This window comes from Ulvibacter sp. MAR_2010_11 (genome assembly GCF_002813135.1).
Classification (GTDB): domain Bacteria; phylum Bacteroidota; class Bacteroidia; order Flavobacteriales; family Flavobacteriaceae; genus Altibacter.
In genome coordinates, this window is the sequence record NZ_PHTY01000001.1 from 2,230,699 (window position 1) to 2,250,137 (window position 19,439).

General features: G+C 38.7%; 12 protein-coding genes. 2 read left to right on the top strand and 10 right to left on the bottom strand.

The annotated features are described in order from the left end of the window. Nucleotides 1-8: 8 nt before the first annotated feature. The 10 genes from ATE92_RS10210 to purL all read right to left on the bottom strand — a co-directional run bounded on the left by ATE92_RS10210 (nt 9) and on the right by purL (nt 13,116). The gene (locus ATE92_RS10210) at nt 9-476 is read right to left on the bottom strand and encodes a hypothetical protein (protein ID WP_100803611.1); all 468 of its coding nucleotides are present in this window, start codon (nt 474-476) and stop codon (nt 9-11) included. 4 nt (nt 477-480) lie between these two features. Continuing rightward, entirely contained in the window at nt 481-1,848 is a 1,368-nt protein-coding gene (locus tag ATE92_RS10215) for a hypothetical protein (protein ID WP_100803612.1), read from the bottom strand. Then, the gene (locus ATE92_RS10220) at nt 1,845-2,396 is read right to left on the bottom strand and encodes a hypothetical protein (protein WP_157809615.1); all 552 of its coding nucleotides are present in this window, start codon (nt 2,394-2,396) and stop codon (nt 1,845-1,847) included. Before ATE92_RS10220 ends, ATE92_RS10215 begins: the two co-directional genes overlap by 4 nt. A 114-nt stretch (nt 2,397-2,510) precedes the next feature. Continuing rightward, the gene (locus ATE92_RS14245) at nt 2,511-3,272 is read right to left on the bottom strand and encodes a LuxR C-terminal-related transcriptional regulator (protein ID WP_100803614.1); all 762 of its coding nucleotides are present in this window, start codon (nt 3,270-3,272) and stop codon (nt 2,511-2,513) included. Between the two features lie 84 nt (nt 3,273-3,356). Then, nucleotides 3,357-4,115, bottom strand: a complete 759-nt coding sequence (locus tag ATE92_RS10230; RefSeq protein WP_100803615.1) for a LytTR family DNA-binding domain-containing protein — start codon at nt 4,113-4,115, stop codon at nt 3,357-3,359. 14 nt (nt 4,116-4,129) lie between these two features. Continuing rightward, complete coding sequence (locus tag ATE92_RS10235) at nt 4,130-5,974, bottom strand: sensor histidine kinase (RefSeq protein ID WP_100803616.1); 1,845 nt, start codon at nt 5,972-5,974, stop codon at nt 4,130-4,132. 3 nt (nt 5,975-5,977) lie between these two features. Next, nucleotides 5,978-6,637 carry a histidine kinase gene (locus tag ATE92_RS10240; protein WP_100803617.1) on the bottom strand — a complete coding sequence of 220 codons (660 nt, stop codon included), beginning with the start codon at nt 6,635-6,637 and terminating at the stop codon, nt 5,978-5,980. Nucleotides 6,638-6,760: 123 nt separating this feature from the next. Continuing rightward, nucleotides 6,761-7,924 carry a T9SS type A sorting domain-containing protein gene (locus ATE92_RS10245; RefSeq protein ID WP_100803618.1) on the bottom strand — a complete coding sequence of 388 codons (1,164 nt, stop codon included), beginning with the start codon at nt 7,922-7,924 and terminating at the stop codon, nt 6,761-6,763. A 187-nt stretch (nt 7,925-8,111) separates the two neighbouring features. Continuing rightward, complete coding sequence (locus ATE92_RS10250) at nt 8,112-9,245, bottom strand: T9SS type A sorting domain-containing protein (RefSeq protein WP_100803619.1); 1,134 nt, start codon at nt 9,243-9,245, stop codon at nt 8,112-8,114. A 169-nt stretch (nt 9,246-9,414) separates the two neighbouring features. After that, complete coding sequence (gene purL / locus ATE92_RS10255; RefSeq protein WP_100803620.1) at nt 9,415-13,116, bottom strand: phosphoribosylformylglycinamidine synthase; 3,702 nt, start codon at nt 13,114-13,116, stop codon at nt 9,415-9,417. A 210-nt stretch (nt 13,117-13,326) separates the two neighbouring features. Between purL and ATE92_RS10260 the strand changes: the two genes are divergently transcribed. Both ATE92_RS10260 and ATE92_RS10265 read left to right on the top strand, forming a co-directional pair. Beyond that, the gene (locus tag ATE92_RS10260) at nt 13,327-16,239 is read left to right on the top strand and encodes a GEVED domain-containing protein (RefSeq protein ID WP_100803621.1); all 2,913 of its coding nucleotides are present in this window, start codon (nt 13,327-13,329) and stop codon (nt 16,237-16,239) included. 228 nt (nt 16,240-16,467) lie between these two features. Beyond that, nucleotides 16,468-19,395 (top strand): GEVED domain-containing protein, encoded by a 2,928-nt coding sequence (locus tag ATE92_RS10265; protein WP_100803622.1) that lies wholly within the window; start codon nt 16,468-16,470, stop codon nt 19,393-19,395. Nucleotides 19,396-19,439 lie beyond the last annotated feature (44 nt).

The window sequence follows — 19,439 nt, forward strand, 5'->3', positions numbered from 1 at the left end:
TAGGACTGCTATTGTTTAATTTTTATGAGATTTTCAAAGGCTTTATAAATTTCGGTTTGTTCCACGTCCTCATCCACTTCGTAATAAATATTAATGACATAAGTTTCATTGGCTGTGATAAACGCTAATTTCCAACAAACTGGAATTGCATACGTTTCATAATCCATGATTTCCACCACGTCCAGGCCATTAGGTTCTATGCTTATAACATCTTTTAGGTCAATGGATACAATTTGTTTCTGAAGGTCTCTATTTTTATCGATAGTATCGAATGTAAGTGTGAAGGTAGTATCAGAAAAAATGGCTTTGTAATTCTCTGAAATTATAACGTAGCGGTCATCTAAATCATAGCCGGTTGCAAATGTGGAATAGTAATTCTGGATGAATTTGTAAGCATCAGAGTTTGTCACATCTGCTTCTTGTGCCCAACTAGTTACGCAGAGTAAGATTGCGATTAAAATAGGATACATTTTCATAAGTCTATTTTAGTTTCAATTTTGGGCCACCACACTCCTTACAGTGTGTTTTTATCAGTTCTAATACCCGTTCTAATTTTTTCGAAGTAGAAACATCAATAAATATGGGTAGATGAGAAACAGCTGTGTCTGGAACATAGTCGCTATCATCATCTATCTTAAAAGTTCGAAACCCGTTTTTTCCGGCATGCAGCAAAATTGTATTGGGCCTGCTTTTACCTTTGTCCAACGTAATATTTTCAATATCTTTAAGTGGAATCTCGGTAATAAAAGACCCTTTTGAGTCGCCTGAAGTACTTATAGTCTTTAGGTCGTAATGAAATCGCATAGTACAACCTGTAAATTGAGCTTCGTTCAGCGAATAAGTCTGCGAAATTCCATCTCCCGAAATCCAAAATTCCTTATCCTCTTCGGTAAAGATTTGTAAGAGTGATAATCGCTGATTTTCTTTGGTGCTATACAATTCTTTTAACTGAAGAAACAACTCTTTTAACCGACTAAAATTCGTCTGATCGATTTTGAGATAGGATACTAAAACCAGACTGCTATAAAAAGGAAATGGATCTTTCTTCTTCCTTATGATTTGTCGATAAACGTCATTATTTCCATAGAATTCTAATTTAAGTATTCCCACAGGTGAATCATTAGGTAAATATTTTATGGTTACATCTTTTATATTTTCGGGATTAAATTCATAGCTAAACGTATTTGGATCATCATTTCCATCTTTGGCAGTTTCCACGAGTTTTGTACCCATCTCGCCAACTGTAAAATAATTGTCCTCAATGATAAATTTTTGACCTCCATCTTTCCAAAATCCAATGTTCCCAATAGCTTGTTTAAGCAGGCTGTTGATTTTTGAAATAATAGTCGGCGCATCTGCCGGAGTACCGTCATACGATTCACGGCCGGCTCCAATAATTACGGATCGGTTGGTTGGAAGTGCAAAAGCGCTGATTGCCGGATTCACCGAATCGTACATAAAAACGGTTTCATTTCCAAGATCATCATTCGTTATGCTCAAGATATAGCCCGATTCGTTTTGTTCTAAAGTGTAATTCAATTTAGCATCCTCCACCAGTTGTCCATAGTATATTTGATTGTTTGTTATACTATAATCCAAAGGTTCCAAAGGAGAATCGTCCGCATTGCGAAAAATAGTCATCGCTCCATTTTTACTGAAATAAATTATCGCGGTATTGTTGTCTGCTAAATAATTTTTCTCTCCATCTTCTGATGTATAGCTGGACATTTTCCAATTATAACTGGTGAGGATTTCTTTGGTTTGCTCCAAGCTAAACTGTTGGGAATATACATTGGGATTCATTCCAAAAGAGGCTATAAATAGGAGGATAAAATGAATTTGTTTCATGGTATTTTTATTGGATTAATTTTTAAATAGTAATAAGTAATCTTCAGTTTGGTGTCTTTTAGAATAAGCTCAGAATTGGAGTTTTTTGCTATTTTAAAACTTTTTTTTTCTGCTGTTTCCCATTCCAGATGTAGCTTTTTTTTGTCTAGTAGATATTCACCGGAAAGAGATTTGACCGGATTTTGCGAAGTATTATAAAAAGCCCCGGTGGTTTTAAACTCAATTGTCGTTTGAAAATAGTAGTCAAGGAGTTTTTCTGCTTCAGAATTGGTAAACTCTAAATCTTCTACAGTTAATTTTTGTTCCTCTGTGAGTTGATTATAAAAGCCCGTTTTAAAAATATCGAGGAGAGCTTCCCTTTCGTTCTCAGAATTTTGAACGATGGTTTTTTTGAGACCTACTTTTTGTAATTGCCAATGCCCAACGAGCTGTTCAATGCTTTGGGCTGTTAGGGTCATAGTGCAAAAGCAACACATAGCCACTATAAAAATCAGCCATAGATTAATTTTTTGTCTTCTTGATCTTAGATATAAAATAACTTTTTTCATCTGTGATTCTAATTGTCAAGTCTTGATAGCACAATTAAAGTTGGATGTGTACCAAATAAAGTGATATTTCGCAGCCTAAACAATACCTATAAAGGGGTATTATTTACGTGAAGTTTATATCAACCCCATGAGAATACTTTCCTTGATTAATTGAGAAGTATTTTTGCATTTGGATTTGTTTAAAATATTGGTTCGGTGCTTTTTGACTGTTAGCGGACTTATAAAAAGTTGAGTGGCAATTTCGTTATTGGTATTGCCTTCTGCTATTAGTCTTAAAACGTCTAATTCTCTTTTGGAAAATTCAATCGGATTTCTCTTGTCTTCAAGTACATCAATATTCATGAAGGAAGAGTGCCCTTGAAGTCCTATTAATGACAATTGATGGGTATTGGTTTTGGACAAATGATCAATTCTGGTATGAATATTTAAGGATTTCCCAAAACCTCCATGCTCGTCCAGTGTTAAAATTAGTGCCTGATGATTTAACAGGGCATATTCTCCATTTTTCATTTTACTACGAAAAGAGAAACAAGATTTATATTGCAATACCTTGTCAATTCCTAATGTTCCAAAAAGGAACTTAATATTGGCGGCTTCAGCCTTGGCCACAAAGTCCATATCTTCCGGGTGAATGGTGCCAAGTATATCATTAAAAGTGACGGTTTTGGGATTGAATCCGTGTATTTCTTCTATTGCCCCACTCACGTTGGAGAGCGACATGTCGTAAAAATCGATCACGTAGTAATAAAATGGTCCGGTGCTAATTAAAGAGCCAATTATTTTTTCAAAATTTATCTGTGGCAGAGCAGTGTTTTTACCTGCGGTTTTTTGAGAATGTTCCCAAACATGGTGCAACTTTTCAATCTCTTGGCTCATAGGGATGGGGATACATAGAAGTAGGGTTAAACCAAATTATTTACTTAATTCTTGTTTGGATTTATTCCCCTAAAGAACGTTTATTTATTTTGATATTTGTTGCATGGCTTCAAAAAAATCATCCTTTTTATTTCTTGAAATACTTACGGTATCGTCGTTGTTCATAAGGATATAACCTCCATCCGACTTGATATATTTTTTAACTTCTTTAAGATTAATGAGATAGCCGTTGTGCACTCGCATAAAACTCTGATCGGTTAAGAGATTTTCGTATTCCTTTAAATGCTTGCTTACCAGATGCGAGACGTTATTTTTAAGCTTAAAAGTGGTATAGGAACCTTCTGCTTTGCAATACAAAATGTCGTCCACGTTTAAAAACTCAAAGCCTTCGGAGGTGGAAAGACATATTTTGTTGAGATGTGGTTGCTGCTGCTTTAAATTAAAGATAAGCGTTTCCAACTGTTGGTTGTATGAGTCTTTGTCTTTGGCCTTTTTTGCTTTTTCCACCGCTTTCTGTAATTCTTCCAGGTCGATGGGTTTCAATAAATAATCCAACGAACTAAACTTTACTGCTTTGATGGCGTACTGTTCGAAGGCCGTAGTAAACACAACCTGAAAGTCTATATTTTCGAGTCTATCCAGAATATCGAATCCGGTTCCGGTTTGCAATTCGATATCCAGAAAAACAACATCCGGTTTTAGACCGGAGATGGAAGTAATGGCTTCTTCTACCGAACTTACTGCAACCAATACTTCTACGTCAGGGCAAAATTCGGTTAATAGATTTTTTAAAGTCTCGCGGCTGTGGTTCTCGTCGTCCACAATAATTGCTTTCAATTTCATGCTTGGTTTTGGTATTAAATAGAAATTTTAATGATTACCAGCGTACCGGTAGGTTCGCCTTTCTCGTTGGTTTTATCGATAATCTCAATGGTGTCTTTTTCGGAATTACTAATAAGTTGCAAGCGTTTTTCGGTGACTTCAATTCCTCTCGATTTTTTGGACTTTTTCATATCAGATTTTTTGGTTTCAGAAACACTTCTTCCAATACCATTGTCCTCAACTTCACAAATGATGTGATTATTTTTTCTGTTGAAATGGATTCGCAGATGTTTGTCATTTCCCGTTTTTTTCAACAGTCCATGCAGAATGGCATTTTCAACAAAGGGTTGCACTATTAATGAAGGCACTTCCACAGCTTCAGGATCTACCGAAGCGTCAACCGTAATTTCATATTGAAACGAATTATTAAAGCGAAGCGCCTCCAGTTCCAAGTATTTTTCCAGAAGTGAAATTTCTTCCGATAAAACAACATTTGCTTCAATTGAGCTTTCCAGCAGATTCCGCATTAAGAGACTGAATTTGTTCAAATACTTGATAGAAGATTCCTTTTTCCCCGAAATAATTAAATGCTGAATAGAACTCAAGGAGTTAAAAATAAAATGCGGATTCATTTGTGCGCGTAAAGCACTAATCTGATTGTCGTGCGCCGTCTGCTTCAGTTGTATTTTTTCTTTGTTGTCCTTTCGCAGTTTGTAATTTAAACCAAGTCCGAAAAGCAATACTTCTACCACGCTTCCCACCATCATATAGTGTCTGTCTTCTGTAAATAACATAGCCAAAGCACCGGCAGTAAAGGTTAACGATCCAATAATGATAAAATAAGCTAGCGAATTTTTAGCATAAATTACAAGATAGATTACAGCGCAAACTGCAAAAACAGACATTACCAATCTATGAATATTCATCACCAGCGTGTGCGGGTCTAACTGTAATGTGATGGTAAAATAGGAATTAACCAGAATTACAATTAGCAGGAAGATGGCAATCCCGTGAATGGCCTTGTTGAGCTTTGGATACATTTTGAAGGTTTCCAGATAGTACTTTGCAAAGGCAACATAAAAGAGATTTATAAACACCTGCAGGCTTGAATGAAGCCACAATGAAAATACAGTGTAGTCGTATGTGAGAAATACAACCGTGTTATAGGCGCTCCTTCCCAGGTAGAGCAACAAACACAATGTATAAATTGAATAAAATAGGAAATCTAATCGTTTAGAAACAAAATAGGTGATAAAGGTAAATATGAAAATTATAAAAAAAGCACCTACAAACAGATAGTCGCGGGATGCTTCAACCACATCTTTCCAACGATAATAATTGCTTTCAATTTTTTTTGACGCTTCTGTTCTAAGCTTCAGCTTTAGGTTATTGAAATTCTGGTTGGACGAATAGAATCGAATTTTGAAAAATAAATACCTTTCGTTTATAAGATTTTCGGCTTTAAAATAAACCCCGTCTTTAGGGGTGTAAAAACTGTATTTTTCCTTGGTGTTTACAGGGCCGTATTCCTTAAATTCAATTGAATTTTTCCCTTGAAAATAATAGGTAATGTCGTAAAATGAACCGGTTTGCAAGTACCAAACACTGTCACTTTTTAGATGGTTTAAAACCGGATTTAAATCGGCTCGCACCCAATAAGTATTGTTGGTATTGGTTTTCCCGGAGTTAATATTTGAGGTGATAAATAGCTCGGGTCTTGAAATTATCGCCGCTACGGAAAGACTATCCCCTTCCGATTTATACACTTTAAACGGTACGAAAACTTCAGTTTCTGAAACTGTTGTTTGAGCATTAAGTAATGAGGCAAATCCGCTTAAAAGCAGACTTAATAGTAGCAATAGTTGTAGCCTATACCTCATTGGCTATGATAGGTTAGGAAGAATTAATACGATGGTTCCACCACTTATGGCAGAACTCTTACTAAAAGTAACCTTTTTTTTAATTTTATAACTTTTAAGCTTATTCAATAATCTAATTTGATCCTGCCATCTCACCATTTGTTCTCTGTAATCGGGGATGTACTTTCGAGGTGAATTGGGAAGACAATTGTATGAAAACCGAATTTTTACTTCTACAGCTTCTCTCTGTTTTGAGAAAACGGTCACTACTTTGTAATTTTGATACTGGTTATAAATGGCATGTTCTATAATGTTTTCGAAAAGTGACTGAAGAATAAAGGAGGGAATAACAGCTTCGATGGTTTTTAAATCTTCTTCGTACTCCAAATGGTATTCAAACTGATGGGAATATCGCAACTTCTGAAGCTTTAAGTATTCCTGAAGCATTGCGAATTCGTCTGTGAGATGCACGGTGTCATTTTCAATGTTATTCAAATAATGACGAATAAGTTTACTGAAAACCGATAAATAGATTACGGCCGATTTTTTATTTTCTGAAGTAATAAAAAACTGAATGGCGTTTAAGGCGTTAAAAATAAAATGCGGATTCATTTGAGATCGCAATGTTTTCAGTTTTAAATGCGCCAATTCATCCGATACTTCAGAGTTAGATTGTAATGACATAATAGAGGGAGACGGTTTCAAATTGGTTTCAATTTATTAGGGGATTTTATGTATTAAAAAGCTGCCCAACAAATAGATTGAACAGCTTTCTCCTCATAGATTACAATAGTAATTCCAAGTTTATTATTTTTTTACAATTTTATAGCTTGCAGACCTTCCTTCCGAAGAAACATGCATCACATATAATCCGGTTTGTAAAGACACCATATCTATAGTTTTTCTGGTCGAATTGGGCTTTTCTGCAAAAACCTTTTGTCCTAAGAGATTGTAGATTACAACTTCGTCTATTGTTGTAGTTGCGCTTAAATTTATTTCTGAAGTAACAGGGTTGGGATAAAAGCTGAAGCCATCAATAACGTTGTCTTCAATTCCTAAAATGCCGGATAAATTAATGGAAACGTCTGCATATCCATTAGCAAAAGCTCCTATCTTTCCAGCCAATAAATAATATGTAGTACCGGCTACGGCATTTATTGATGCAAGATTGTTCGGGCCACAAGGGTTATTAGGTTGATCTACCCAGGTAAGATCGCCGCCCGATGTGGCATTCTCATCTGCTGCAGTATAGAAAACCACACCGCCGCCGGCTGGCGCAACATCTATCCCGGCTACTACCTGTCCGTCAATAGCCGCAGTAAATTTATACCAGACCGCTCTTACAGGATCTGTGTCGCAACCCGATTGCCCTGAATCTCCATCATTGGTTGCCACTAAAAAGTGAACATTGTCGTCAAAATAATCCTCCAAACCATTCAAGTTAGTGGCATTTTCAATTAAATCATTGGCTGGAGCTTGAAAGGCAGCTGAAGCATTAATTGAAACATCAGAAACTACAACATTACGCATATAGATGTAATAGGTGGTTCCTGCGGTAGTATCAATATTGCCTAGCGCACTATAGTCGCAAATGTTGTTATTTTGGTTTACAAAGACCAAATTATTTCCATTGGTGGCGTTTTCGGGGCCGGAGAAAAATACAACTACGGCTCCATTAGGATTCAAAATTCCGGCTGCCACATTTCCAGCCTTTGTAGCAGTAAATTTATACCAAACAGCGGCCTGCGTTAAACTACAACCGTTACCTGAATATGTCTGATCATTTATACTGGTAGCCTCCGGGAAATTTACATTGCTTTCGGAATAAGGAGAAGGACCAATATTTAAATTAATCGCATTTTCAATAAGGTCGTTTGCAGGAGGCATAATTATAGTGTCTGCTGCGTAAATTGTTGAAGAGACTAAGGTCATTGTCAACAGTAAAAAGATTTTTGTAGTAAATGTTTTCATGATTTTTATTATTTGATTTATAGGTCAAAACTACATGGACTACCTTCTTTTATTAAGGCAAAATTGACGAATGGCAATTGTGAGTTGATATATGGTAATTCTTTTCTATCAAGCTTTATTGATTATAATCAAAGGAGCCATTCTAAGATAGAATGGCTCCTACAACAATATTAAACTTGTAGTATTACTACTTTTTCAAAATCTTATAGCTGGCTGTTGCACCTTCTGAAGTAATTTGCATTATATACATTCCGGTTTGTAAGAAGGACAGGTCAATATTTTTAGCTGAAGTGTTGGGGTTTTCAGCAAAAACCGTTTGCCCTAATAGGTTGTAGATTACCACTTCATCGATTGCAGCTTTTGCGCTTAGATTAATTTCTGAAGTCACCGGATTGGGAAAAAATGTAAATCCTTCGAGTACATTGTCTTCAACACTTAAAATCGCCGAAAGATTCACCGAAACATCGATATACGGTTGTGCTGTTGCTGCTAAAATATAGTAGGTGACACCTGCGGTGGCTTGAATGGACGACAAATTACCGAATGCACACGGATTGGTGGGTTGGTCAACATGAGTTAGCTCTGATCCCGAAGTTACATTTTCATCGGCCGCCGAGTAGAATAGTATTGCACTTTCTCCGGGTGGAGTTCCAACGCCGGCTATTACCTGTCCATCCAACTGGGCCGTGAATTTGTACCAAATGGCCAAGCCCGAATCGCATCCCGATTGCCCTCCGTCATTTGTGTTGGTTGCCATTAAAAAATGTACATCATTATCAAAATAATCTACCATTCCATTCAAATTTGTAGCATTTTCAAGGAGATCGTTTACGGGAGCTGCAAATGCATCACCCACATTAATATCAGCATCAGATACAGCTGCATTGTGTATATACAGATAATAGTTGATTCCAATCGAGGTTTGAATACTACTCAATGAATTTATATTACAAATGTTTGTAGGTTGATCTACAAAAGAAAGCTGCAGTGCGTTCGTTGCGTTTTCAGGCCCTGAAAAGAAAACAACAATAGGATCATTAGGGTTCATAATTTCAGCTGATACCATACCAACGGCCGTGGCCTTAAAAGTATACCAGATCCCCGCATCTACCACTTCACATAAAGGACCGGGAGTTTGATCATCTAAATTAGTTGCTGATGCAAAGTCTACTGCGGCATCCAAATAGGGTATGGGGCCTTCGCCAAGATTTATGGCATCCACGATATGGTCGTTAATCGGCTGAGCTATTATTGTTACACTTCCCAGCGTAATACTAATAGTTAAAAGGAATAAGAGTAATGGTGTAATACATGTTTTCATGATTGGATTATTTAAAATTTACACCACGAAACTAGAGGAGATGTCCATTTTTAAAATAAGCCAATTGACGATTGGTTGGTTTGAATTGATAATTTACAAGCATGTTAACTTCTTAAACCAAAAAAAAACCGATTAAGATTAACGAAATCGGTTTTTTTCTAAAAATGATTTATTGTTTTTCCAGCCACTTTCTGGCATTGACAAACGCTTCCAACCAAGGAGAAACTTCGTCGTTCCGATCTTTGGGATAATGCGGCCAGTTCCATGGGAAGGTAGAGCGCTCCAAATGCGGCATCATCACCAAATGACGTCCCGTAGCATCGCACATCATGGCAGTATTAAAATCACTTCCGTTAGGATTTGCAGGGAACGCATTGTAGCCGTATTTTCCAACAATATGATAGTTTTCTTCGCTTAGTGGGAAACTAAATTTTCCTTCTCCGTGCGCTGCCCAAATCCCCAAAGTACTTCCTTCCAGAGAAGATAGCATCACCGAGTTGTTTTTCTGAATTTTTACCGAAGTAAAATGACACTCAAACTTTCCGGTTTCGTTGTGTAGCATTTTTGGCTTTTGTTCGTGCTCCGGTGTTAATAACTCCAATTCCACAAAGAGCTGGCACCCGTTACAAACCCCTAAGGAAAGGGTGTCTTCCTTGGCAAAGAAATTTTTCAACGCCTTGTTCGCCTTTTCATTATACAAAAAGGCTCCGGCCCATCCCTTGGCACTTCCCAACACATCGCTGTTGGAAAAACCCCCTACTGTTGCTATAAATTTGATGTCTTCAAGAGTTTCACGACCCTCAATTAAATCGGTCATATGAACGTCCTTTACATCAAATCCGGCCAAATACATAGCATTGGCCATCTCGCGTTCACTATTGCTTCCTTTTTCACGAATAATTGCAGCTTTCGGACGTTGGACGCTGAGCGGAGCCGAAGCGTCATTTTGGTTTCGCTCAATGACAGGTAGTTTTCCGGTGAAAACCTCTGGAAAAGTATATTGAAGCGGCTGATTTTTATAGTTGCTGAAACGCTCCTTTGCCTTTTGTTCTCCGCTTTGTTTTTTATCCAGTAAATAGGAAGTTGTATACCAAACATCCCGAAGCTCAGGAATGCTGAAACTTAGATCTTGTTGCAAATGCTTCAGCTGAAGGGTTTCAGATTCCGTTACTGTTCCAATTTTTACAAAGGCTATATTTTTTTCTGAAAGAGATGCTTCAACAGTAGCATCTTCCGAAGCCTGAATCACAACAGCACAATTTTCAGAAAATAAAACTTTTATCAAATCTTCTTCTCCTAATGCCGAAAGATTGAGATTGGCTCCTAAATTCTTGTCTGCAAAGCACATTTCTAACAATGTGGTTATTAATCCTCCCGATGCAACATCATGACCTGCTAGGATGTGCTCTTTGGTAATTAAATGTTGCAGGGTATTAAAAACCGTTTTTACATAGGCAGCACTTTTTACAGTTGGAACATCACTGCCCACAGCATTTAGTACTTGTCCGAACGACGAACCACCCAGTTTAAAATCGTCCTGTGAAATATTGATATAGTAAATACTGCCGCCGTTTTTCTGAAGTACGGGCTCCACCACTTTTTTAATATCGTTGCAATGTCCTGCCGCCGAAATAATTACGGTTCCCGGGGAAATTACTTCCTCATTTTTGTATTTCTGCTTCATAGAAAGGGAGTCCTTTCCCGTGGGAACATTAATGCCTAAGTCAATGGCAAAATCGCTCACACCTTTTACGGCTTCATACAAACGGGCATCTTCACCTTCGTTATTACAGGGCCACATCCAGTTTGCCGAAAGCGAAACGCTCTTCAATCCTTTTTCTAAAGGAGCCCAAACAATATTGGTTAAGGCTTCGGTAATCGAATTTCTGGAACCTGCCACAGGATCGACCAATGCACTAATTGGTGAATGTCCAATGGAGGTAGCAACACCTTCCTTTCCTTTATAATCCAACGCCATTACCCCGCAGTTGTTCAACGGTAATTGCAACGTACCGGCACATTGTTGTTTGGCAACACGGCCTGTCACACACCGGTCCACCTTGTTGGTAAGCCAGTCTTTGCAAGCAACTGCTTCCAATTGCAGTACTTGTGTGAGATAGTATTTTAATTGCCCGATGTCATACCTGGCGTTATGGTAATTTCTGGTGATTGTGCTGTCTTTCAAAATTGTTTTCGGGGAGCTTCCAAACATATCTTCTAAAGCAAAATCCATAGGTTTGGCTCCTGTTGTGCTACTTTCGAAGCAAAAACGATTGTCTCCGGTTACATCACCTACCTCGTACATGGGAGAACGTTCGCGGTCTGCAACACGTCTTAATTTGTCTATGTTTTCACTGCCAATCACCAATCCCATACGCTCCTGAGACTCGTTGCCAATAATTTCTTTGGCTGAAAGGGTAGGATCACCAACAGGCAGTTTATCCAAATCTATTTTTCCTCCGGTAGCTTCCACCAATTCGCTCAGACAGTTGAGGTGACCCCCGGCACCGTGATCATGTATAGAGACAATAGGATTTATCTCACTTTCAACCATTCCACGCACGGCATTGGCGGCTCTTTTTTGCATTTCGGGATTGGAACGCTGAATAGCATTCAACTCGATTCCGCTAGAAAACTCTCCTGTATCTGCCGAAGAAACAGCAGCACCTCCCATACCAATACGGTAGTTTTCACCTCCTAATATCACTACTTTATCTCCTACAGATGGGATGTCTTTTATGGCTTGATCTGCCTTCCCGTAACCTATACCTCCTGCAAGCATAATCACCTTGTCGAATCCAAGTTTACGTGCTTCTTCGGTATGTTCGAAAGTAAGTACCGAACCTGCGATTAAGGGTTGGCCAAATTTATTCCCGAAATCGGATGCCCCGTTACTGGCTTTTATTAAAATATCGAGTGGGGTTTGGTATAACCAATCCCGTGCTTCCATGGCTTTTTCCCAAGATCTGCCATGAGCGGAGTCTTTCAGTCTCGAGTAGGAAGTCATATATACGGCTGTTCCTGCCAGAGGCAATGAACCTTTACCACCTGCCAAACGGTCTCTTATTTCCCCTCCGCTTCCTGTTGCAGCCCCGTTAAATGGTTCGACGGTAGTTGGAAAGTTATGTGTTTCGGCTTTGATAGAAATTACACTATCAAACGCTGATTCCTGGTAGAAATCCGGTTTATCCGGACTTTTAGGTGCAAACTGAATCGCTTTCGGACCTTTAACAAAGGCAACATTGTCCTTATAAGCCGAAACAATATCGTTGGGATTTTCCAGCGATGTTTTTTTAATGAGTTTGAACAGGGAGGAGGGCATTTCCTTACCGTCTATTTCAAAAACTCCATTGAATATTTTATGACGACAATGTTCGCTGTTTACCTGACTGAAACCGAACACCTCACTATCTGTTAGTTTTCGATTTATTTTTTTGGAAAGATTTTCGAGATAGGTAATTTCTTCTGCATTTAAAGCCAAACCTTCCTGTTGGTTGTACAATGCTATATCGTCGATTTCTAAAATGGCTTCGGGCTGAATGTGCACTTTAAAAATCTCCTGATCCAACTTGCTGAACTTCTGAGACAGCATAGGGTCAAAATCGGTAAAATTTTCAGAAATCTTGTTAAATTCTTCTATTCGAATAATACCTTTAACACCCATGTTCTGGGTAATTTCAACGGCATTAGTACTCCATGGACTCACCATCGCCGCACGTGGGCCAACAAAAAAATCCGCCAACGCGGATTTATCGATTCTGGGTTGGTTGCCAAATAACCATTGTAGTTTTTCCGTGTCGGTTTGTGAAAGTTCGCCGGAAGTTTGGACAGCAAAAACGATGTTTTTTACGTCTCCAAAAAAGTGAATCATCTTAGTAGAATTTGAGTGAATTTTTTACAACCTAACCACCTCGTTAAGTCGCCACAAAGGTAACTATTTTAGAATAATTTTTGAACTAAAAAAGGAGTGATTTTTTAAACTGAAATTAGGAGCTAATCGATTGAAAAGAGCAATGTTATTTTCAAAATAATAGCTTATCTTGTCTGCCCATTTAACGATAATAACCATAAACTTAAAATTATGAAACCAAAAAATATAATAGCAGTCCTGCTACTAATTTTTAGTATGGGACTTTTTGCACAAGAAGCTTCGGGGCCTACCGAGGTGATTGTAGGAACTTTTATTGGAAAAACGATTCCTTTAAGAGATTACGCAACTCAACAAATTAATGAAAACATTGGAATAAAAGAAATAAAAATTGTTCCTAATAAGTCCAGATATAACGCACAGGTGAATATGGATGCGCTTCCTAATGGTATCGACACAAATGTACAAAGAGAAGCAGGAGGAATTTCAAGCTTCCCATTGGAGCAAAACTTTATCGGTTTTGATAATACAGGTTTTACGCCACCGGATCCCACAGGAGCTGTTGGACCCAATCACTATGTACACTCTGTAAACTCAAGTGTAAAGATATTTGATAAAACCGGCAACCTACTTGTAGGACCTGTTGCCTTAGGAACTTTTTTAGGAATTCCTTCAAATGCGGGTGACCCCATTGTTTTATACGATCAATTAGCAGATAGGTATTTTGTTAGTGAATTTGGCTCATTATCCAATTCTCTGGCGATTGGAGTATCAGATACAAACGATCCAACAGGAGCTTATAATGTGTATCAATTTGCATTGGATGCCTTTCCAGACTACCCTCACTACAGCGTTTGGCCGGACGGTTATTATTTAACTGCAAATAAGGGAGGCACCAATAAGGTATATGCAATAGAGCGTGATGTAATACTTGCCGGTGGGGCCGGACCACAAATTGTCGGTTTCCCATTACCCGGATCGGTACAAAATACAAATACGGTGTATAGCCCCGAGCCGGCTAATTTATTGGGAACAACAATCTCTGCAAATACGCCCGGATATATTGTATACCTTCAGGATGATGGATGGGCCGGTGTTGCCTTCGACCATTTAAAAGTTTGGGAGATAGATGTAGATTGGTCCGTAATTGGAAATTCCACCATCTCGGCTCCTTTAGTGATTCCAACAGATCCGTTCAACTCGGTTTTTGCTCCTTTTGGAACGGGGGATGTAGCCCAGCCTGGAACCGCACAAAAGATAGATATGATAGGGGGTGTAATTTCCTTCGCCACTAATTACAGAGGCTTCGGTTCGCATAACTCTATGATTGTGACTTTTAATACAGATATTGACGGGAATGATACTTCGGGAATTCGTTGGATTGAATTGAGAAATGACGGTATTCTTCCATGGTCAATTCACCAGGAAGGAACCTATGCACCCGCCGATGGACATAGTCGTTTTATGGGAAGTGCCGCAATGGATGCAGCCGGAAATATCGGACTTGGATTCAACATTGCAAGTGCAACACTGCCTGCCGGAATTAGGTACACGGGGCGTTTCGATGGAGATCCCTTAGGAATGATGACTGTTGCAGAGACAACCATCGTCAACGGTGTTGGAGTACAAACTTTTTCGAACCGATTTGGAGATTATTCTCATCTAACCATGGATCCCAATAACTTTACATTCTGGCATACCGCAGAGTATTTTTCTGCGACAAATCAATGGAGAACACAGGTGGCTTCCTTTTCCCTAAGTGGAGGTTTTACGGCCGACGTAGGGGTTAGTAATATTGTACAGCCTACCAACGGGATATTAAGCAATGCCGAAACTGTTGAGGTAAGTATTCGTAATTTTGGTACAGCCGCACAATCCAATATCCCTCTGGAACTTAGAGTGGATGGAAATTTAGTTGCTTCGGAAGTTTTTGCGGGAACCATTAATGGAAATTCTGCGCAAAATTATACGTTCACACAAACTGTCGATTTATCAACGTCTGGACAAACCTATGCTATTGAAGCCAGAACTAACTTGGTCGGAGACCAATTTGCCACAAACGATCCTTTTACTAAAAATGTGACGCACTTGCTGGCAAATGATGTGGGAGTACTTGAAATTACATCTCCTGTTTCAGGATCAGGTTTAAGCAATGCAGAAACGGTATCGGTAACAATCAAAAATTTCGGAGCCGCTACACAATCCAATGTCAGCGTGGTATATACCATAAATGGAGGAGCCGATGTTGTTGAAACATTTGTTGGACCCATCGCATCGGAACAAGAAGTTACCTATAATTTTACACAAACTGCAGATTTATCGGCTCTAGGGACATACAATATTCATTCTAATACTTCGCTAGCCGGGGATATGGATAGTTCAAATGATGAAGCAATTGCAGTGGTCGAGAATATTTTATGTCAGCCTAACCTCGATTGTTCTTTTGGTGATGGATTCCAATTGGTTTCGATTGCCGAGATAAACAATCCGTCAGGTTGTGAAGGGTATGGAGATTTTACAGCTCAAATCGCAAACCTAGATGAAGGAACTCACGATATCACCTTTACAACAGGATATGGCGATCAACATGTAAAAGTCTGGATCGATTTTAATGACGATTCAATTTTTACAAATGATGAAGTTGTGGTGCCTAATTTTATAATAGCACCCGGGCAGGCGGGAGGTTCATACACTGAGACCGTTACCTTAACCATTCCTGTGGGTGCAACAGTGGGAGCACATAGAATGAGAGCCAAATCCAACTGGCAAGCTCCGGTGCCGATAGATGCATGCGAAGTTACTGCTTATGGAGAGACAGAAGATTATACGGCCAATATTGGAACTCTTGGAATTGCAGATTTTGAAATTATTAATTCCGAAATAATAATTACTTCTATTGGAGAAAACATTTTTGATGTATCCTTTAGGTCTGACTTCGACGGAATTGCCTTTGCAGCGGTTTACAATATGTTGGGACAGCAGCTGGGAGTTAAACTTCTAGATAAAGAAGGAGATGCTTTTAAAGTTAGAATCAATATGTCTCAAGCTGCTAGTGGAATTTATTTAATTAGAGTGGGTGGTAAGGATACCAAATCCTTTAAAACAGCTCGAATTATCGTAAAATAATTTTTTTAATAAAAACTTAAAAGAGCGGTTAAAGACCGCTCTTTTTTTTCTTCGTTTTTTTATCATTTTCACTAAGCACAATTGTACTTTAATAGAATTACCCTGGATTCATATTAAAATTTTAAAAAATAATTGAGTAACTACCGTCTATCCTACCGTGTTTGTGGGGTTTTGTTTCCAAATAATACCTTATATTGCTAACTTATTCATTTAAAAAAAAACTAACCGATGAAATTAAAGAATTTACCTATGGCATTGGCGTTGATTCTGGGAGCATGTCTTTTTGCTCAAGAATCATTTCCGCCCACTGAAATTATTACAGGAACCTATATTGGGAAAACTGTGAGAATGGATGAATTTACAGCTCCAATCGAAGTGAGCACCACTATTGTTCCAACGATGGTTATAGACCAACAGGTTGTAATGGGCAATGGGGTTGTAAATCCAACAACCACAATTATCCAAAATCTTCAAACCGAACCGGGCCAAATTGCCAGTTTTCCTTTATTGCAAAATTTTATAGGTGCGTCACAGTCCGAATCTAGTTTTTTTCCTCCCGATCCTACAGGAGCGGCAGGTCCAAATCACTATGTACATTCGGTAAATTCGCTGGTTAAAATTTTTGATAAAGCAGGAACACTCTTAGTAGGTCCGGTGAATCTATCAACTTTTTTAGGAATACCCTCCAATAACGGGGATCCAATCGTGTTATACGATCAATTGGCCGATCGTTGGGTGGTGAGTGAGTTTGGCTCTCTAGGCGCCGACCTCGGTTTAGCTATAGGAGTTTCCGAAACAAATGACCCGGCCGGAGCTTATAACGTTTATCAATATGCCTTTTCCGGATTTCCGGATTATCCGCACTACGGTGTTTGGCATGATGGTTATTACGGTACTGTTAACTTGGATGGTTCCACAACTCAAGGTTTTGTTATGGAGCGAGATGAGATGCTAAATGGGGGTGCTGCTCCACAGATTCTAATCTTTAATCTTCCGGGTGTAATAGTAAATCCGAACCAGGTGAAAAGTCCTGAGCCGGCTAACCTCTTAGGGACTACAATCGATACCAATACACCGGGATATATCACCTATCTTCAGGATGATGGTTGGTCTGCAGCTATTACCTTCGATCACCTAAAAGTTTGGGAGATAGATGTTGATTGGGGAAATACTGCCAATTCAACAATTTCTGCTCCGTTGGAAATCGCAACAGGTCCTTTCGATGCAGGCGAGTTATTCGGAAATGGAAACGGCGCTTTAAGACAACCCGGAACCAGTCAGAGATTGGCAGGTCATGGAGGTATCATTTCTTTTGCTGCCAATTACAGAAGTTTCGGAACGCATAATTCCTGGCTCATTACTTTCAATACTTTTATCGATCCTAGCGAAACAGGAGGAATACGTTGGATCGAATTACGTAATAACGGAGCAAACGCATGGAGTATTTTCCAAGAAGGGACATACTCAATTGCAGATGGACATAGTCGATTAATGAGTAGTGCTGCTATGGATATTGAAGGAAATATCGCCTTGGCTTATACAACCGGAAGTACAACGCTGGCACCATCATTAAGATATACAGGTCGTTTCGACGGAGATCCGCTTGGAACAATGACAGTGGCCGAAACTACTATTTTTGACGGACCCGGGGTAAGAACGAATTCAAACAGATATGGAGATTATTCTCATATGACAATGGATCCTGACGATTTAACTTTTTGGTATACAGGAGATTATTTTTCATCCAACAACCAATGGAGAACTCGTATTGCAGCTCTCAGAATTTTAGGCTTCATTACAAACGATGTAGGCGTGAATGCGATTAATGATCCATCTAATGGAATATTAACCAATGCTGAAACTGTAGAAATTCGTATTAAAAATTTTAGTGCAAATCCAATTTCAAATATTCCGGTGGAACTTAGGGTAAATGGAAATCTTGTTGCCACCGAAACTTTTAACGGTACCATTAATTCTAACGACACGGCTATCTTTCAATTTGCACAAACTGTAAATTTATCTACTGCCGGACAAACGTATACCATCGAAGCAAAAACAATTTTGGCAGGAGATGGGTATGTACCTAATAACGCCTTTACAAAGGAAGTCACACATTTGTTTAATAACGATGTTGGGGTTTTGGCAATAACAGCGCCTTCAACTTCAAGTGAATTGGGAGATGAAACAGTTTCAGTACGAGTTAAGAACTTTGGGGCAGTTACCCAATCCGGATTCAATGTTCAGTATTCCGTAGACGGTGGTACGCCTGTTGTTCAGGCATTTCCCGGCTCAATAGCTTCTGAACAAATAGTGAATTTTAGTTTTACACAAACAGCCGATTTAAGTGCTGTTGGGTCCTATACCATTACTTCCGGGACAACTTTGTCGGGCGATCAACAAGCCTCAAACAATGAAGTTACTAAGATTGTAGAGAATTTATTATGTAACCCGGTTTCAGATTGTTCAGTAGGACATGGATTTAGATTATTTGAAGTAGGTGGAATTAATAACCCTTCCGGATGTGAAGGCTTTGGAGATTTCACAAACCTAATAGCCGTTTTAGATCCTGATAGCACAAATTCTTTAACCGTTACTTCTGAATATGGAAATCAGCATATGAGTGTCTGGATAGATTATAATGATGATTTAGAATTCACTGCAGATGAACTTGCTGTGGATAATTATCAATTCGCAACCGGACAAGGCTCTGGTACCTACACCGAAACTATGGATTTGGTAGTTCCTGCCAACGCGGCTTTAGGAGAGCATAGAATGCGAGCTAGAGCGAGTGGTACGGGTCCTATTCCTGCCGATGCTTGCGCTGATGTTTTATTTGGAGAAACCGAAGACTATTCAGTCAATATTGGAGATTTAGGAGTAAATGATGTATTGATTAATAATTCTAATTTGATTGTTGTTACAAATAAGAATAATCAGTTTGATGTAATATTAAATACAGATTTTGAAGATGGTGTGTATATGGGAGTTTATAACGTCGTAGGACAGGTAGTTGGATTTAATAAAAGAGTACCTCGTATTGATGGTGCATACAGGATGAATCTGGATATGACAAAAGCTGCGAGTGGTGTTTACATTATAAAAATGGGAGGACAAGCAACTTCAACATTTAAAACAGCTCGAATTATCGTAAAATAATTCAATTATTTATTTAAAAGATAAAGAGCGGCTATTTGCCGCTC

What these genes read in the sequence shown, in the direction of transcription:
- ATE92_RS10210 (WP_100803611.1), bottom strand. Translation starts at nt 476, where the DNA reads ATGAAAATGTATCCTATTTTAATCGCAATCTTACTCTGCGTAACTAGT.
- ATE92_RS10215 (WP_100803612.1), bottom strand. Translation starts at nt 1,848, where the DNA reads ATGAAACAAATTCATTTTATCCTCCTATTTATAGCCTCTTTTGGAATG.
- ATE92_RS10220 (WP_157809615.1), bottom strand. Translation starts at nt 2,396, where the DNA reads ATGAAAAAAGTTATTTTATATCTAAGATCAAGAAGACAAAAAATTAAT.
- ATE92_RS14245 (WP_100803614.1), bottom strand. Translation starts at nt 3,272, where the DNA reads ATGAGCCAAGAGATTGAAAAGTTGCACCATGTTTGGGAACATTCTCAA.
- ATE92_RS10230 (WP_100803615.1), bottom strand. Translation starts at nt 4,115, where the DNA reads ATGAAATTGAAAGCAATTATTGTGGACGACGAGAACCACAGCCGCGAG.
- ATE92_RS10235 (WP_100803616.1), bottom strand. Translation starts at nt 5,974, where the DNA reads ATGAGGTATAGGCTACAACTATTGCTACTATTAAGTCTGCTTTTAAGC.
- ATE92_RS10240 (WP_100803617.1), bottom strand. Translation starts at nt 6,637, where the DNA reads ATGTCATTACAATCTAACTCTGAAGTATCGGATGAATTGGCGCATTTA.
- ATE92_RS10245 (WP_100803618.1), bottom strand. Translation starts at nt 7,924, where the DNA reads ATGAAAACATTTACTACAAAAATCTTTTTACTGTTGACAATGACCTTA.
- ATE92_RS10250 (WP_100803619.1), bottom strand. Translation starts at nt 9,245, where the DNA reads ATGAAAACATGTATTACACCATTACTCTTATTCCTTTTAACTATTAGT.
- purL (WP_100803620.1), bottom strand. Translation starts at nt 13,116, where the DNA reads ATGATTCACTTTTTTGGAGACGTAAAAAACATCGTTTTTGCTGTCCAA.
- ATE92_RS10260 (WP_100803621.1), top strand. Translation starts at nt 13,327, where the DNA reads ATGAAACCAAAAAATATAATAGCAGTCCTGCTACTAATTTTTAGTATG.
- ATE92_RS10265 (WP_100803622.1), top strand. Translation starts at nt 16,468, where the DNA reads ATGAAATTAAAGAATTTACCTATGGCATTGGCGTTGATTCTGGGAGCA.